13 protein-coding genes are annotated in these 17,417 nt (G+C 66.1%); 9 read left to right on the top strand and 4 right to left on the bottom strand.

Annotated features, from left to right (window positions below):
• The first annotated feature begins 272 nt into the window (after positions 1–272).
• The 6 genes from HY699_19180 to HY699_19155 all read left to right on the top strand — a co-directional run bounded on the left by HY699_19180 (position 273) and on the right by HY699_19155 (position 6,835).
• A complete protein-coding gene (locus HY699_19180) occupies positions 273–638 on the top strand; it encodes an STAS-like domain-containing protein (GenBank protein ID MBI4517934.1) in 366 nt (121 codons plus the stop codon).
• Complete coding sequence (locus tag HY699_19175) at positions 628–1,176, top strand: PIN domain-containing protein (protein ID MBI4517933.1); 549 nt, start codon at positions 628–630, stop codon at positions 1,174–1,176. Before HY699_19180 ends, HY699_19175 begins: the two co-directional genes overlap by 11 nt.
• A 24-nt stretch (positions 1,177–1,200) precedes the next feature.
• Positions 1,201–1,959, top strand: coding sequence for a DUF1828 domain-containing protein (locus tag HY699_19170; protein ID MBI4517932.1), 759 nt, complete (start codon positions 1,201–1,203; stop codon positions 1,957–1,959).
• A gap of 270 nt (positions 1,960–2,229) precedes the next feature.
• On the top strand, positions 2,230–2,748 hold the full coding sequence (locus HY699_19165; protein ID MBI4517931.1) for a transposase: 519 nt from the start codon (positions 2,230–2,232) through the stop codon (positions 2,746–2,748).
• Between the two features lie 139 nt (positions 2,749–2,887).
• The gene (locus tag HY699_19160) at positions 2,888–5,557 is read left to right on the top strand and encodes a DEAD/DEAH box helicase family protein (GenBank protein ID MBI4517930.1); all 2,670 of its coding nucleotides are present in this window, start codon (positions 2,888–2,890) and stop codon (positions 5,555–5,557) included.
• 180 nt (positions 5,558–5,737) lie between these two features.
• On the top strand, positions 5,738–6,835 hold the full coding sequence (locus tag HY699_19155) for a DUF1214 domain-containing protein (protein MBI4517929.1): 1,098 nt from the start codon (positions 5,738–5,740) through the stop codon (positions 6,833–6,835).
• A gap of 2 nt (positions 6,836–6,837) precedes the next feature.
• Here HY699_19155 and HY699_19150 read toward each other — a convergent pair whose 3' ends face one another.
• Entirely contained in the window at positions 6,838–8,058 is a 1,221-nt protein-coding gene (locus HY699_19150) for an MFS transporter (protein MBI4517928.1), read from the bottom strand.
• Between the two features lie 100 nt (positions 8,059–8,158).
• On the opposite strand from HY699_19150, the gene HY699_19145 reads away from it, so the two are divergent.
• Genes HY699_19145 through HY699_19135 form a run of 3 tightly spaced genes read left to right on the top strand, consistent with a single transcriptional unit; the run spans position 8,159 to position 14,036 of the window.
• Positions 8,159–9,232, top strand: coding sequence for a glycosyltransferase family 2 protein (locus HY699_19145; GenBank protein MBI4517927.1), 1,074 nt, complete (start codon positions 8,159–8,161; stop codon positions 9,230–9,232).
• 9 nt (positions 9,233–9,241) lie between these two features.
• A complete protein-coding gene (locus HY699_19140) occupies positions 9,242–10,045 on the top strand; it encodes a hypothetical protein (GenBank protein ID MBI4517926.1) in 804 nt (267 codons plus the stop codon).
• Positions 10,046–10,091: 46 nt separating this feature from the next.
• A complete protein-coding gene (locus tag HY699_19135) occupies positions 10,092–14,036 on the top strand; it encodes a glycosyltransferase (protein ID MBI4517925.1) in 3,945 nt (1,314 codons plus the stop codon).
• Here HY699_19135 and HY699_19130 read toward each other — a convergent pair.
• From HY699_19130 to HY699_19120, 3 genes are read right to left on the bottom strand one after another with little or no spacing between them, the layout of a single operon-like run.
• A complete protein-coding gene (locus HY699_19130; GenBank protein MBI4517924.1) occupies positions 13,966–15,264 on the bottom strand; it encodes an ABC transporter ATP-binding protein in 1,299 nt (432 codons plus the stop codon). The genes HY699_19135 and HY699_19130 overlap by 71 nt on opposite strands.
• Positions 15,264–16,106: an ABC transporter permease gene (locus HY699_19125; GenBank protein ID MBI4517923.1), complete on the bottom strand. Its 843-nt coding sequence runs from the start codon at positions 16,104–16,106 to the stop codon at positions 15,264–15,266. The genes HY699_19130 and HY699_19125 overlap by 1 nt, the downstream gene beginning before the upstream one ends.
• A 60-nt stretch (positions 16,107–16,166) precedes the next feature.
• Entirely contained in the window at positions 16,167–17,393 is a 1,227-nt protein-coding gene (locus HY699_19120; GenBank protein ID MBI4517922.1) for an NAD-dependent epimerase/dehydratase family protein, read from the bottom strand.
• Positions 17,394–17,417: the final 24 nt, after the last annotated feature.

Below are 17,417 nucleotides of genomic sequence, written 5' to 3'. Positions count from 1 at the left end.
CCGGCAGGACCTCGCCAGTCTGCTGGAAAAACTCCACGCGAAGGAGTGTCCCCTTGCCAAAGCTGCGTGATTGCATGATCAAAATACGTCACCGTAATTGCGAGATGGAGTACTAAGCGATGGGCAGGTGGGCACGGCAGTGTTTCCGCATTGCTTTCCGGGTACGGTTGTGACGATAGAGATCAACGCCGCGGACACGCAGTCGTACCGGCTGGCCTCGGAGTTGTCGGAGACAGACGTCTTTTGACGGCTGGCGGCAAGGGAGCGCACGTATGAGCAAGCCAGTTACCATGTCAGTTTACGAGATCGTTGGCAGCCCGCTGTGCGTTGCTTCAGACGACGGGCAACGCCTGCACGACCAGATCGCGGCGGCCATCCGCCACGGGAGCAGCGTCACGCTTTCGTTCCGGAACGTGACGAGCCTGACCTCGGCCTTCCTCAATGCCGCCATCGGCCAGCTCTACGGCTCGTTCAGCTCCCAGTTGATTCGCTCGCGACTGCGCGTGGCCGACATGGAGCCGGACGATCTGGAGCTGTTGAAGCGAGTGGTCGACACGGCAAAGGAGTACTTCAAGGACCCGAGACGTTTCGAGAAGGCAACGCGCGAGGTGCTGGGGAACGACGCCGATGACGAGTAAGGCACAGCCGATCGGCGGCTACGTGTTCAAGTCGACCGACGAGCTGTTGTTGGACACGAATGTGTGGCTGTCGGTGTATGGCCCCCGCAAGCCCGGAAGTGCGAAGGCCGCGGTGTATTCTCAGGCGCTGGCGAGCATGCTGAAGGCCCAGAGCAGGATCTTCATCGATGTCTTGATCGTCTCCGAGTTCGTCAATGCCTATGCCCGCCTGAGGTACAACATCCTGCGGTCCAAGGGCACCGCATCTTCCGACTTCAAGCAGTTCCGGCGGAGTGTGGCGTTCAAGCCCATCGCCAAGGACATCGCGGGAGACGTGAAGCAAGTCCTCAAGCACTGCGTGCGGGTGGATAGCGGCTTCAGCACGCTCGATATCCAAGCGCTGATCGCCGAATACGAACAAGGCGACTCGGACTTGAACGACCAGGTGCTGGCGGAGTTGTGCAAGAGCAAGGGGCTGAAGCTCGTCACGGATGACGGTGACTTTGGCGGGCACGGGCTCGCCCTGGTCACAGCGAACAAGCGTCTACTCGGTCCGTGAATCGCGAATGGGGGAGCCAGAGACATGAGCTACCTCGACCTGCTGAAGGAGCAGTTCAACCATCACGTTGCCTTTCGGGAACGCCGCCCGGGAGTGCTTCAGTTGCTGGCGCCGCTGTATCACGAGGACGGCGACATGATGGAGATCTTTCTGGAGCCCAAGAACGGCACGCAGGAGCGGGTGCGTGTCTGCGACCACGGCATGACCCTGATGCGCTTGTCGTACTCGTTCGACTTGGACACGCCGAACAAAGAGCGCATCTTCCATAGGATTCTCGCCGAGAACCAAGTCAGCGAGGAGAACGGGAACCTGTTTGTGGAGGCCAAGCCGGAGAGCTTGTACCCTGCCGTCCTGCAGTTCGCCCAGACGGTGGCCAAGGTCTCCAACATGCAACTCTACAAGCGCGAGGTGATCCACAGCCTCTTCTACGAGCTGCTCACCGAGTTCATCGAGCAGTCGCTGGCGAAGTACCATCCGCGTCCGAACGTGCTGCCGATCCCGGCGCGCGATGATCTGGAGGTAGATTTTGCGTTCGAGATCACGCCGCGGCCCGTCTACCTCTTTGGCGTGCGCGACACGGCGAAGGCACGGCTGGCGGCCATCTCGTGTCTGGAGTTTCAGCGCAACAAGCTGCCGTTCAAGAGCTTCGTCGTGCACGAAGACTTCGAGGCGCTGGGCAGGAAGGACCGCAACCGGGTCACCAGCGCAGCGGACAAGCAGTTCATCTCGCTCGACGACTTCAAGGAGAACGCGGAACAGGTGTTGGAGCGAGAGGCGGCTTGATGGGCATGAACGAACATCTCACCATCTCTGTTTGGTGGTACGGGCTGGAAGCCCATACCACTCTGGAGGTCCATGCCACCCTGGAAGGCCCATCCCACCAGTGTGAGGCTTGCTGGGGCAGGCTGAGAACCGATGTCAGCGGGTTCGGGTTCACAGCCGGACAGGCTCAGAATCTGTAGCAGCAGTACGAGGTTTGATGGCATGGCCGCGGGCATGGGATTCCTCCAATAGGTGGTATGGGCTTCCAGCCCGTACCAGCGGGTGGCCGACATGACGCCGGAACAAGAGAGAAGCACCAGGAAGAGCGCACTCGATCCCAGCGGACCGGAGCTCCAGACGACGCACCGGTGGCTTCCGCATTGGCAGAAGGGTGGCAGCGTCTACTTCGTCACGTTTCGCACCCTCGGCGTGGATCTCGGCGTCGAGCTACGCCGCATGGTTCTCGATGCGTGCCGGTTCTTCGATGGCCGGCGCTACGATCTTCTGGCCGCCGTGGTCATGCCGGATCACGTGCACCTTCTCCTGTTGCCACTGGAGCAGGAGCCCGGCCGGTGGTGGTCGCTAGCGAGCATCACCCATTCGATCAAGTCGTTTACGGCCAAGGAGATCAACCGCCGGCTGCACCGGCACGGTGCCGTGTGGATGCAGGAAAGCTTTGACCGGATCGTGCGCGATGAGACCGAGCTGTTCGAGAAGTGGCAGTACATCGAGAACAACCCGGTCAAGGCTGGCCTGTGCAAGTCCCCGAGTGCGTGGGATGCACTGCATCGTGGGAAGCTGCCGTGGTAGAAGTTGGGTACGGGCTGGAAGCCCATACCACCAGTGAAGGCCATACCGCCGGTGAAGCCGTTGCCACCAGTACTGAGCGTGGTGACGCGGGCTTTGGTGGTATGGGCTTCCAGCCCGTACTCTCTTAAGGAGATTAGGCATGGGCCTGCGTCCCGACTTCCCGACCGATCCGCACGCCGTCCTCGAACCGAACATCCGCTGGTATCCGGGCGAGGAGTTGTTCACCGAGGACGGCTACGCGACCCTGCTGCCGCCGCTCGTGTACAAGGTGCGGCAAGGCGTGCAGGCGTGGCGTGACAGCGGGTATGCAGGGGCGAGCGACACCACGCGGGCGCTCCTCTACCATTGGTTCAAGAGCGAGCACCTTCTTCCGTCGGACGATGGTACCTTACAGCCCTTCCGGTACTTCTTCGCGCAGCGTGAGGCGGTGGAGTCGGCCATCTGGTTGTACGAGGTCGAAGAGGCGCGTGATCCGTACGCGCTGATCAAGTTCGACTCGTCGGGTCGCGTGTCGAAGGGGATGTTCGCCGAGGACTGGACGCGCTACGTGATGAAGCTGGCCACCGGCGCCGGCAAGACCAAGGTGAGGAGTCTTCTCATCGCCTGGGCGTACTTCCACAAGCGCTACGAGGCTGGTTCGGACCTGAGCACGAACTTTCTGGTCATCGCACCGAACATCATCGTGCTCGATCGGTTGCGGGAGGCCTTCGACGGCTTGGGCATCTTCCACGACGACCCGGTGCTGCCGGAGAACGGCTACGAGGGGCACGACTGGCCGAACGAGTTTCAGATCACGTTGCACGTGCAGGACGAGATCGGGGTGGTCTCGGACACCGGCAACATCTTTCTGACCAACATTCACCGCGTGTACGAGAACACCTCCACGCCGTCGTTTGAGGACGACGACACCACGGACTATTTTCTCGGCCGGCGGCCGACGGGCAAGACGAATCAATCACGCGTCGATGTCGGACAGATCGTGCGCGACGTGCCGGACCTGGTCGTTCTCAACGACGAGGCGCACCACATCCACGACCCCGAGATGGCGTGGTTCAAGAACATCGAGGACATCTCGAATCAGTTGCGGCTGAAGGGCAGCAAGCTGTCGGCGCAGTTCGACCTGACCGCAACGCCGAAGCACAGCAACGGTGCGATCTTCGTGCAGACGATCAGCGACTACCCGCTGGTGGAAGCCATTCGGCAAGGCGTGGTGAAGACCCCCGTCCTGCCCGACGCCGCCTCGCGCGCCAAGCTCACCGAGCGACAGAGCAACAAATTCACCGAGCACTACGAAGACTACCTGCACCTCGGATACCTCGAATGGCAGAAGGTCTACGAACAGCTCAAACCGACAGGGAAGAAGTCGGTTCTGTTTGTGATGACCGACGACACGCGCAACTGCGACGAGGTCGGCGAGTTCCTCGAAGCGCGGTATCCAGAGCTGCACGGCGCCGTGCTGGTGATTCACACGAAGAAGAATGGCGAGATCTCCGAAGCGGCGAGTGGCAAGAGCGAGGAGGAACTGCAGCGGCTGCGCAGATTCAGCCGGGAGATCGACGACGCGGGTAACCGGTACAAAGCGATCGTCTCGGTCATGATGCTGCGCGAAGGCTGGGACGTGGAGAACGTCGTCGCAATGGTGGGACTGCGACCATACAAGGCGGCGAGTCAGATCTTGCCCGAGCAAACCCTCGGGCGTGGGCTGCGGCGAATGTTCCGCGGGCTACCGGTGATCGAGAAGGTGAGTGTCGTCGGCACGGACGCCTTCATGGACTTCGTCGAGTCGATCCGCAGCGAAGGCGTCGACCTCGAATACGCCGAGATGGGAGAGCACAGCAAGCCCAAGGCGCCGCTGGTTGTCGAGGTCGACCGCGAAAACCGGAAGAAGGATATCGACGGGCTCGACATCGAACTTCCGGTTCTGGCCCCGCGCATCTACCGCGAATACCTCAACCTTGAGGAATTGGATCCGGATGCTTTGCCGCGCCCGAAGCTACCCATCAAGACGTTCTCCGAGGAGGAGCAACGCGAGATCGTATTCAAGGACCTGAACACCGACATGGTCAGCCACACCACGGTGTTGGATTCCGCCTTCACCCCATCGCATCAGAGTGCTGTCGGCTTCTTCGCGCGAACGATCATGCGCGACCTTCGCTTGGTGGGCGGCTTCGACGTTCTGTTCGGGAAGCTCAAGCGGTTCATGCAAGCGCATCTCTTTGACCGGCCGGTGGATCTCGATGACTTGGACGTCCTGCGCAACCTGTCGGAAGTCGAAGCGACGCGCGCGATCTTGGAAACGTTCAAGGCGGCCGTGAATGCGCTGACCGTGCAGGACAAGGGCACGACCGAGATCCGAGACTCCATCAAGCTCAGCAAGACGCGGCCGTTCATTGTGAACGATCAGCCGTACATCGTGCCGAGGCGCTCGATTTTCAACAAGGTCGTCGGCAACGCGTTTGAGCTGGAGTTCGCCGCCTTCCTGGATGGCTGCGACGACATCATCGGGTTCGTGAAGAACAGCCAGAGCACCGGCTTCCGGATCGAGTACCGGGCAGCGGACGGCGGCATCCGCAATTACTACCCGGACTTTGTCGTGAAGGAGACCGAGACCGATGTCTGGGTGATCGAGACGAAGGGGCGCGAGGATATCGAGGACCCGCGCAAGTGGGAACGGCTGGGTCAGTGGTGCGTGGACGCAACGGCGAAGGAGCAGGCGCGACGGTTCCGGCCGCTGTTTGTCCGGCAGGAACAATGGGAACAGTATCGCCCCAAGACGTTCAAGGCAGTCTGCTCCGCGTTTGCCGCCTGACGGATCGCTTCAATGTCAACACAAGGTGGGCAGAGAAACGTTCGTTGAGCACGCGACGCCTTGGCGGAAGCGCGCGGCGGACCGCACTGAAGGAACAGAACCCGGAGGGCCGGCGGGCGTTCGCCAAGAGACGCCCGCCGCAGCCCACCGCGAACGACTTACGACACACAGGAGCCCGAGATGGCCAACGAAGACGCAATCAACCGGATCATGAATGGCTCGACCTGGGCCGACTTCTGCGACGCGCTCAAGCGCGCCGGCGACATCATCCTGCGCGAGGGCTCACCGCCGGATCCCTTCGATCGCGCCGAGGGCTTTCGCTACCTCAGCCGCCTCACCCGCGTCGCCTTGGAGTCCTACATCGAGTTCGCCGACCCGTTGTTCCCGATTCTGCGCCGCCCGGCGCACGAGACGGTCAAGATCGGCGCCGACAACCCGGATAACTACTACCAGAGCGCCGCGATCAGCGGCCAGCACGACTACCGCATCTGGGGCACACGCGGTACGGTCTACTACCTCGGCTTCGGCACCTACGCCGGCAGCTACGGCTCGTCGGGCCGCTCGGGGCAGACCGGCTATCTCGAGGGCAAGGATTTGCAGCTCAACCGCGACGGGTCGTTCACCATCATCGCCAGCTCGCAGCCGCAAGCCGGCAACTGGCTGCGCATGGAGCCCGACACTTCCTCGCTGATCGTGCGGCAGACCTTCCGTGATCGCCGGGCGGAGTCGATCGCCGACCTGCACATTGAACGCCTCGGGGTCGAAGGCCCGCCGCGGCCGATCACCCCGGAATTCATCGACCGGGGCTTGGCCGCGGCCTGCGCCTACGTGGCGGGAACGGCGAAACTGTTCGCCGATTGGGCCGAGGGCTTCGCCAAACAAGGCGTGAATGAATTGCACCCGCTGGACCCCAAGATCGCGGGCGCGGCCCACGGTGATCCGAACATCTTTTACTACCACGGCTATTGGGAGTTGGCCCCCGATCAGGCGTTGGTCATCGAAGTCACGCCGCCGCCGTGCGACTACTGGAACTTCCAGCTCAACAACCACTGGATGGAGTCGCTCGACTACCGTTATCATCCGATCGCCGTCAACCATCACGGCGCCAAGTACCGGCCCGACGGCTCGGTGCGCATCGTGGTAGCGGAGCACAACCCGGGGGCCGACAACTGGCTCGACACCGCCGGCCACCGCCGCGGCACGATGTGCTGGCGCTGGATCCGTGCCCAGAGCCACCCGCAGCCGATAACCCGCGTGGTCAAGTCGGCCGAACTGTGAGCCTAGGCGGCCGCGCGCGGCCCGCCGATGCGATAGCGGCGGAGCTCGGGGATGGCCAGGGCGACAATTGCCAGCACCACCAGGCAGCCCACGCCGCCGCTGACGACGGAGAAGGTCGCGCTGGTGAGCGCGGCTACAAAGCCCGATTCGACCGCCCCGAGCTGGTTCGAGGCGCCGATGAACAAGAAGTTCACCGAGCTGACACGGCCGCGCAGCTCGTCCGGGGTCGACAGCTGAACTGCCGTACTGCGCATCACCACGCTGATCTGGTCGGCCACACCCGCCGCCATGTAGGCCAGCACCGAAAGCGCAAAAGAACGCGACAGTCCGAAGACAATGGTGGCCACACCGAACCCCGCCACCGCAATCAACAACGCGCGGCCCGCTTGCCGGATCGGCGGCACCACCATCAGCACCAGTGAGGTCAACAAGGCGCCGATCTCCAGCGATGACGTCAGCAAGCCGTAGCCGCGCGCGCCGACGTGCAGTATCTCGTTGGCGTAAATCGGCAGCAGCGCCGTCGCACCGCCGAAGATCACCGCGAACATATCGAGGGTCATACAGCCGAGAACCAGCCGCTGCCGGCGCACGAAGCGCAGCCCCTCGCGGATGGCGTGCAAACTGACCGCCGCCCGCGCTCCTTCGTGCGGCCGCAGGCGCAGCAGGGCGAACCCGGTGATCGAGGCCGCGATCAGCCCGGCATAGGCGGCATACGCCGCGGTCACGCCGGCGGCCGCGATCAGCAGGCCGCCCACCGCCGGTCCGGTGATGAACGCCAGCGCCTGGTTGGTCGAGGCGATTGTCACCGCACGTGGAAACACCGCGCGCGTCACCAGCGTCGGCAGCAACGCCGCCCGCGCCGGATTGTCGAACGCCGCGGTCACGGCCACCAGCAGCACCGTGCCGTAGAGCAGCGGCAGGCTCGCCAGCCCGCGCTCGGTTGCCGCCACCAGCGCCACCGCCGTCGCCAACGCCACTGCCTGCGCGGTCATGATGATCTTGCGCCGATCGTAGCTGTCGGCCACCGCCCCGCCCACCAGCATCAGGCCCAAGGCGGGACCGAACTGCACCAGGCCGATCAGCCCGAGGTGAAAGGCCGAGCGGGAGAGGTCGAACACGTGCCAGGCGATCGCCGCCCGTAGCATGGTCATCGCCGTCCCCGCACAAAAGCGGCTGGCCAAGAAGAACCAAAAGTCGCGCGGCAACTCCGACCGCATTGTCATGCCGTCCTCATCGGTGGCACAACATGCCGCGAGCGGCGCCGAGAGGAAAGCCCGCCGGCTTTCCTTTTTGCGCCATCGGGGCTAATCAGCCCGCGAAGCAATGGCGTCCGCGACCGATCTGCACCAGCTTGATTGTGGCCCAGCCACCGCGCCAGCGGCAACGGCGCCGCGCGCCACCGTGGTGATCCCGGCCCGTAACGAGGCCGGCACCATCGGCGCCTGCTTACAGGCGCTGGCGGTGCAAACCATCGGCGCGGCCCATCTCGAAGTGATCGTGGTGGCTGCCGGCAGCGACGACACGGCGGCAGCAGCGGCGCGCCACGGTGAGCACTTCGGCCGCTTCGAGGTCGCCACCCTGGCTGCCGGTAATAAGAATGCGGCGCTGCAACTGGGCTGCGCCCGGGCGCACGCGGATATGATCGTGCTGCTCGACGCCGATACCGAACTGGAACCGCCGGCGCTGAGCGAGCTGGAGCAAATGCTCGCCCGTAATCCTCGCATCGTCGCCCACGGCGCCGCCCGGCCGCGCCTCGACACTTGGGTGTCGCGCTACTGGGAGCTCAACCGCCGCCTGCACAAGGACCTCCATTTCGACCGCACCCTCAGCGGCGAGTTCGTCGCCCTGCCACGAGCGGCGCTGCCACCCGCGGCGCTGCCGGTGCTGCTGCCGGCCACCATTGGCAGCAAGGACGATCTCTATCTCGGGCGCGCGCTGCAGGCGGAGGGCTGGGAGATCACCTACGCGCCGCGTGCCCGCGCCACCACCATGGTTCCTTGGACCCTGGGTGGGCTGCTCGCCACGATGCTGCGCAATCGGCGTGGGGCGATGGCGATCGTGCCGCTCACAGCGGCGGCGCGCCAAGCCGCCGCCAGTGCTGTCTTACTCGCAGCCCTGCCCGCCGCGCTGGTGGCCGCACGGTGGTCGATCGCTCTGGCGCTGGCGTGCGCCGCGCCGCTGCTGGCGTACGCCGCCGCCTGCGGCTGGCGGATCGAGGCCCTCAGGCGGCGTGGGCTGGGCGACTACCGCCGCGCGCTGCCGCAATACCTGTTGTTGGACCTGGTCGGGCGGGCGCTGAAGCTGTGGGCCTTCGGCGAGCGCCTGCGCGGGCGGGCGGCACCGCGGACGTTCCGCGGCGGGCGGCTCGACTCACTGGCGGTGGCGCGGGAGCGCTGAGGCAACGACGTGGAGCAGTTGCGCACACCGGCGCTGACGATCAGCGAGATCGAGGCACTGCAGCCGCGGGTCGGTACCGGCCTGACGCAGCGCGCCTGCCGGCCCGTCTCCAAGCACCTCACCCGGCTGTTGCTGCGCTGGGGCATATCGGCCCCCGCCGTCAGCGCCGCCAACATCGCCGTCGGTTTGCTCAGCGCCGCCTGCCTCGCTTGTCCCGAGATCGCCGTATCACTGCTGTTCGTGCCGCTGGCATATCTCGGCGAAGTGCTCGACTGTGCCGACGGCGAGGTGGCGCGCGCGCGCCGCGCCGATGATGCCACCTTCGTTTTTGCCGACGTTGCCGGCCATTATTTCGTTACGCCGCTGGTGGTGCTCGCCCTCGGGCTGCGGGCGGCACTGGCGCAGGGCGCGCTGGTGCCGCTCCTGCTCGGCGCTATCGCGGCGATCTTCTGCACGCCGACGATTTCGCTCTATCGCGTGCGTGCCTCGATTCTGCTCGAAGAGCTGCTCGCCCGTGCGGCCGCCGGTCCGGTGCACGTCCATCCGCTGATCCAGTCACGTGAGGGCCGGCTGGCGGGCGACTTCGGCTTCGAGCGCGCCACCCATCGCTACGGCTTGCCGCTGGGTACCGGCCTGACGGTGATCATCAGTCTGGCCCTGTTGAGCGAGCTGCTCACCGGCTGGCCGCTGCTGGCGTGGGTGTCGCTCGCCACCGCGGTGGCCTTTCCCCTCGGGCGGATTTACGACTACGCCTTAACCGTTCGGCGCGGCCAGCCGGCGCAGGAGCTGCGGCGCCTGCTCGGGCAGCCCTAAGCCGCCGCGATCGCGACCGTCGCCGGCCCGCCGCAGCCCGCTCCGCATGGACCCACGCGCCACCATCGTGATCGTGAGCTACAACACCAGCGCGTTGCTGCGCGCCTGCCTCGACTCCATTCGTACCCACGCCGGCGGCTATCCGGTGGTGGTGGTCGACAACGGCTCCGGCGACGGCAGCGCCGAGATGGTGGCGGAGGATTTTCCCGCCGTGCACCTCCTGTGTAACGCCCGCAACCTGGGTTTCGGCGCGGCTAACAACTGCGCCTTAGCCACGATCACAACTGAGTTCGTCATGCTGCTCAACAGCGACACCGAGCTGGTAGATGACGCCGTCGGCGGCTTGGCGAACGTGCTCGAAGCACATGCCGAAGCCGCTGCCGTCGGCTGCCGGCTCATCGACGCCGCCGGCCGGCCGCAGCCCTGCGCGCGGCGGCGCTTTCCCTCGGCCCGCGACTCGTTGCGCCGGGCGCTGGCCCGCTTCGAGCCGCTGCCGGCGGCATTGGCGCGGGTCGATTGGGTCGAAGGTGCCGCCGTCTTGCTCCGCACTGCCGCCGCCCGCGCCGTGGGCGGATTCGACGAGCGCTTCTTCTTGTACGAGGAAGATGTCGATTTGTGCCGGCGGCTGTCCGCAGCTGGTTGGCGCATTCTCTATGACCCGAGCCAGCAGGTGGTGCACCACCAGGGCGGCACACTCGCCCGCAGCAGCGAGGCCGCCGACCGGTTGCGCTGGCAGGCGCGCCGCTTGTACGCCGTCACCCATCTCGGCGGCAAGAAGTATGCGGCTTACGTCGTGGCGCGCGCGCTCGAGCTGCTGCGCCAGGGTGTTAGCAACGGCGCCCGGGCGCTGTTCGCGCGCGATCCGGCGGCGGCCGCGGCGTACGGCTCGGCGCTGCGCCACCTGCGCTGGCATGGCGGATATCTGCGCCGCTCAGTCGGCCAGCCGCGGCTGGTGGCGCGACTGCTGCGCCAGCCGCTCGCTAACTATCGCGACCTGGTGCGTCTGCTGTGGGACTTCGCCCGCAACCAGCGCTTCCCGCGTACGCGCCGCGAGGTGATCAAGTGGGTCTTGTTGCTGCGCTCCGGCCGGCACTTCCTGCACACCGCCCGCGTGCGCGCCCGCCGCGGTGCCGGCGCCTATGCACGCTGGCGCGCCATCAACGACTACCGGCCCGAGTACCAGCCGCTGCTGGCGCAGGCGACCGCCGCGCTGCCACAGCGCCCGGTCATCAGCGTGATCCTCGCCGCTCAACGCCCGGCACCGCAACGATGGGAGCGCGCGCTCGCATCCGTACGGGAGCAAGTCTACCCCCACTGGGAACTGTGCGTTGCCGGCGAGTTGCCGGGCCGCCTGGCGGCGGACGAGCCCAGGATACGCTTTGCTACAAACAGTGAACCAGGAGGCACGGTCAACGCCGCGGCAGCGCTGGCCACCGGCGAGTGGCTGCTGTTCCTGGGCCAGGATGATGTCCTCGCCCCCGACAGCCTGTTCCATTTGGCGCAGCTGCTGGCCGAGCGGCCGGAGACCGACTTGGTTTACTTCGATACGGATCGAATCGACGACAGCGGCCGCCGCTTCGCCCCCGCCTTTCGGCCCGACTGGAATCCGGCGCTACTGCTCTCGTACTGCTACTGCGGGACCGGCCTGGCGGTGCGCCGGAGCGTGTTTGCACAAGTCGGAGGCTGGCGCTCCGATTTCGGCGGTGCCGCCGATTACGATTTCGTCCTGCGCGTAAGCGAGCACACGCAGCGGATCGCCCACGTTCCCCTGGTGCTCTATCACGCGGGCGCGCAGGCGCCGTTGCCGGACATTGCTGGCGGCGCGCGTGCGCTCAACGAGGCACTGGCCCGGCGCGGGGTACGAGCACGCGCCGAGTGGCCCGCCTTGAATGGCCAAGGCCCCGCGGCTGTCTACCGGCTGCGCTTTCAGCCGGACGGCAGTGAGCGTGTCAGCATCATTATCCCGACCCGCAACCAGCGCGCGATGGTGGAGCGCTGCGTGCGCAGCATCGAGGCTCTGACCACTTACCCCAATTACGAGATCGTGATCGTCGACGACGACAGCGATGATCCCGCCACACTCAGATACCTGCGCCAGTGTGCCGGCCGCGGTGTCCGGGTGCTGCGGTTCAAAGGCCGCGACGGCTTCAACTTCTCGCGGCTGATGAATCAGGCCGCCGCCGCCGTGACCTCGCCCTACGTGTTGTTTCTCAACAACGACACCGAAGTCGTCTCGCCTGACTGGCTGGAGACGCTGGTGGGCCTGGCGCAGTTGCCGGAGGTTGGAGCGGTCGGCGCGCGGTTGCTGTACCCCGACGGTCGGGTGCAACACGGCGGGGTGCTGCTGGTACCGGCCGGAGTCGCCCTGCACGCCTTCCAGGGCTTGCCAGAATGGAGCACCGGCTATCTATACTATCCGGTGGTGATCCGCGAGTATCCCGCAGTGACTGGCGCCTGCCTGCTCACCTCCCGTGATCTCTTTCTCGCTCAGGGCGGCTTCGATGAAACCGACCTGCGCGTCGCCTACCAGGACGTGGACTACTGCCTGCGCCTGGGGCAAGCGGGCTACCGCAGCATTTACGCCGGCTCGGTCGAGCTGTTGCATTACGAGCACGCCACCCGCCAGCGGGTGGTTGATCCGCACGAGGCCGCGGCGATGCGCCAGCGCTGGCGCGAGCGACTCGACCGCGGCGAGGCTTACAACCCCAACCTGGTGCGCACCGACGGGCGCTTCGAGATCATCCGCGGGCTCACCCGGCCGGTGCACCTGCCGCTGGCAGCGCACGTGGCGGTGGTAACCGGCAACCTGGAGCGCGACGAAGCCGGCCTGCGCCTGCTCGCCGTCGCCGGCGCGCTGCGCGGTGCCGGTTATCGGGTGACGGTCTTGAGCGAGCGCGAGGGACGACTGCGCCAGGCCTTCGAGCATGCGGGCTGCGTAGTCCGCGCCACGGTCCCGGCCTCCCACGGCATCATTGACCAGCTCAGTTTCAGCCGCCGCCGCAATTACTTGCTCACGGCTTTGCAGGCGGGCGACTTCGATCTGGTTGCGGCCGGTTGCTGGGCGAGCTTCTGGGCTGTCGATGCCGCCCGGCTCGCCGGTGTGCCCGCGGTGTGGTTCATGGAAGAGCAGCCGCTCTGGCACGTGGGACTGTGGCGGTTCGAGCCGCGGCTGCATGCACGCATGCTGGCGGCGCTCGAGCACGCCGATTCGGTCATCTTCGGCAGTGCCGCCTCGTGTCTGAGCTTTGGCTACCCCGACCCGATTGCACGGTTTCGGGTAATCCATAGCGGCGTCGAACTCGAGGCCATCGCCGGTGTCGAGCGCGCGCTCGACCGGCCGGCCGTGCGCGCCCGCTTAGGCATACCGGCTGACGCCTGGCTGGCAGCTATGACCGGCCACCCCTGCTCGCTGGCGGCGCAACGCGACCTCATCAGGGCCGCCGCGCGTTGTCTGGCCGCGCGCCCCGCCGAGCCGCTGCACGTCCTTCTAGGCGGCGGGCTGGCGGTTGACCGGACTGCGCTACAAGCAGAAATCGAAGCCAGTGGCTGTGCCGAGCGGTTCCATGTCGCTCCCGACATCGATCTGCAATCGCTGCTCGCGGCCAACGTGTTCGTTTGTCCCACCGGCCAGCGCGAGCACTTACCGCGGGCACTGCTCGAAGCCATGGGCTGTGGGCTGCCGCTGCTGGCTCCCGACCTGCCCGGTGTCCGCGAAGCGGTCAATCACAAGCGGACGGCACTGCTGTACACGCCGAACAGCGCCATGGCTATCGCCGCCGGGCTGCTGGCGTTGGCGCGTGACCGCAAGCGCGCCGCCAGCCTCGGGCGCAACGCGCGAGACACCGTGCGTTTTCGTTTCCAGTCGTGCTTTGCCGAGCGCGAGTACGTGGCGCTGTTCGAGCGGCTGCTGCCGCAGGTGCTCACCCGCCGATTGCGGCGCTCGAGCGCGGGGGTGCACTGGGGCCGGCGGCCGGACGAAGTGCGACCTTGACGCTAACGTCGGTTAGCCGCAGCCAGCCGTAGCGCCCGCCCGGGTCGCTGCTCTCGACAATCAGGGCGTTGTCGATCCAATCGCAGATGCGGTGCTGGTCGAGCGTGCCGGCCGAGAGCGCCGGTGAAAGGGAATAGTGGCTGGCAGCTAGCGCCGGCCAGTTGAACTCGAAGCTCACCGTCAACCTGTCTCCCGGCTGCAGCGCCGGCACGGCGATGCCTTGGTAAAGAGAGTTGGTGGCGGTGACTATTTCGCCGAAGCGGTTGCGCATGGTGAACCCAAGGATCGGCTGGGCGATCGGCTGCACTGCCCGCGCCGTGATGCGCACCCGGCAGTAGCTGCCCGGCTGCACGCCGCCGTCGGTGTCGAGCGCGATGCCCAGGACTTCACCTTCGCCTGAGCCGTAGCGATGATCGATATGCGGGATTTCCAACGCCGGTGCCACCTCATCGGTGAGTACCAGCGGCGGCGGCGCGGTGACGTCGAGGGCGCCGGTGTCCTCAACCACACGCGAGCCGAGGTACTCGCGCACGACACGCTCGGGCTCGCCTTCGGCCATCAGCTCTCCTTGGTGCAACCAGGCGGCCCGGCCGCATAAGCTGGTGACCGCGTTGTAGTCGTGGGTGACGAAGATGATGGTCACACCGGCCAGCTGTAGCTCCCGCAGCCGGCGCATGCAGCGCTGCTGAAAAAACGCGTCGCCAACCGCCAGCACTTCGTCGATCAGCAATATTTCCGGATCGACGCTGATAGCCGTGGCAAAGGCCAGACGCGCGATCATGCCGCTGGAATAGGTCTTGAGCGGCCGGTCGAACGCCTCGCCGATATCCGCGAAGGCGCGCACTGCCGCCATGCGGCCGGCCATCTCGCGGCGCGATAGGCCGGCGAGCAAGCCGCCGATGGCGGCGTTCTCAGTGCCGGAGAACTCGGGGTTGAAGCCGGCGCCGAGTTCCAGCACGGCGCTGACCCGCCCGTGCGCCTGGGCTCGGCCCGAGGTCAGGGTGACGGTTCCGGCCAACACTTGCAGCAGCGTCGATTTCCCTGAGCCATTGCGGCCGACAACGCCGTAAGTCACCCCGTGCGGTACCGACAGCGTCACCTCGCGCAGCGCCCATACGTCGGTGCACAAGCGCTTGCCCGTCAGCCGCTGCCAGATGCGATCGAGCGGGTGGCGGTAGATGCGGTACACCTTGGCGGCGTTGACCACCTCGATTGCCGGACCGTCCATCAGACCACATCGGCAAAAGCGGGTCGGACGGTGCGAAACGTCAGCCAGCCGCCCAGCCCACAGACCACGCCGATGCCCAGCGAGGTCATGACCGCAGCGGGCGAAGGCAGTTGGCCGTCGAACATCAGGTTGCGAGCAATGGTGATATGGGGCGACACCGGGTTGACGAACTGCAACCAACCCAGTGGCGCCAGGTTGCTCTCCGGATACAGCACGGGGGTGACGAACAGCCACATCGCCAGCACCGGCGCGACGACATCGCCGAGGTCGCGCACAAACGCGCCGACGGCCGCGAGCAGCCAGACCACGCCGGCACAAAAGGCGAGGTGCCCGATCAACGCCAGCGGCGCCAGCGGCACCAGCCACGGCGGCGTCCCGCGGATCAGCCAGGTGACCAGAAACAAGGCCACGCAACCAAGCAAGAACTGGAGGTAGGCCGCCACCACGAGGGACAGCGGCAGCGCACTGAGCGGCACCGCTACCCGGCGCACCAGATGCGCGTTGCCGCAAATCAGCCGCGGCGCCCGCGCCGCGCAGTCGGCCAGGATCGCCCACGGCAACAAGCCGGCGAACACGAACAGGGCATAGTCCGCTCGATCAGCGCCGGGACGCACCCGTACCGGCGCGATGCTGGAAAAAACAAAACTGTAGACCACCAAGAACGCCAGTGGAATTACCAGCCCGGTGAGCAGTCCGAGCACGTTGCCGCGGTAGCGCGCCTCGAAATCCCGCCGCGCCAACACCCACACCAGCTCGAGGTAGCGGGCAAGACGCTGCCCTCGGCGCGGTGGCGCGCTCCTGGTGACAAGACGACTCTCGGGACTCGAATCCGCCTCAGCCATAGCCAGCGCGCGTGAGATACCAGAAAGCCGCGCTCGCGGCCAAGGCGAGCGGCGGCCGCTTCAGCTCGCCTGCCGGCGCCTGGCCGCTGGCCCCGGCACGGCCTCGTCAACCGCACGGGCGGCCCTGCGCCGGCCGTCCCAGTGAATGCCGGGAACTAACGCGGCCTGCTTGGCCACGATGCGCTGGCGCTGGGGCAGCAGGTCAGCCAGTAACACCCGCAGCTCGGTATCCATGTCGTGGGTCGGGCGGTATCCCAGATCGAGCAGGTGCTGGTGATCGGGGTTGTAATAGTGCGCCTCGGCCTCGACGCGGGGATTGTCGAGGCGCCGAATATCGGCGGCGAGCCCGAATTCACCGCCGATGCGCTGCACCCGTTCGGCCAGCTGGCAGAGGTTGTAGACGGCTTCGAGTTGGTTGAAAACCCGATACTCGCCGGTGGCCGGCGGATGCTCGATCGCCAGCGTCAGGCATTGAATGGAATCACGCAGAGGCAGAAAGCCGCGCTGGCGCTGCGCCGCGCCGTAGAGCGTAATCGGATGGCCGATGACGGCCTGGCAGCAAAAGCGGTTGATCACGGTGCCGAAGGCCTCGTCGAAGTCGAGGCGCGTGCCCAGTCGCGCGTCGCTGGTGATCTGCCGGGTGCGAGTGCCGTAGACAATGCCCTGCATGACGTCGGTCGAGCGTAGCTGCCAAGTGCGGCAGGCGAACATGATGTTGTGGCTGTCGTGCACCTTGCTGAGGTGGTACCAGCTGCCCGCCTGGCGGGGGAACGGCAGGCGGTCGCGGCGGCCGCGGTACTCGATCTCGAAGAAGCCTTCGGGAATGTCGAGGTTGGGCGTGCCGTACTCACCCATGGTCCCGAGCTTGACCAGGTGGGTGTCCGGGCATGTGTCGCGCAAGGCGAAGAGGAGGTTGAGCGTGCTGACGATGTTGTTGGTCTGGGTGAAGACGGCGTGGTCGACGTCAATCATCGAATAAGGGGCCGAGGGCATCTCGCCGAGATGCACGACCGCTTCCGGCTGGAACTCGGCCAACACGCGGCGCACGAACCCCGGGGCGCGCAAATCACCTTCGCGAAACCATAGGGCGGCGCCGAAGTGCTCGCGATAGGCGGCCAGACGCTCGTGCATGGAGGCAATCGGGATTGCGCTGTGGCTGCCCATTTCCTCCACCCATCGGCGTCGCAGGAACAAGTCCACCCCCGCCAGCTCGTGACCGCGCGCGGCCAGCGCCAGCGCCAAAGGCCAGCCCAGATATCCATCGATGCCGGCAATCAACACGCGCATGTGTGCCCTCCTTAGAACCCCGCC

Source organism: Deltaproteobacteria bacterium (assembly GCA_016210005.1).
In the GTDB taxonomy this organism is placed as follows: domain Bacteria; phylum Desulfobacterota; class Binatia; order HRBIN30; family JACQVA1; genus JACQVA1.
This window is presented reverse-complemented; position numbering and strand designations above follow the sequence as displayed.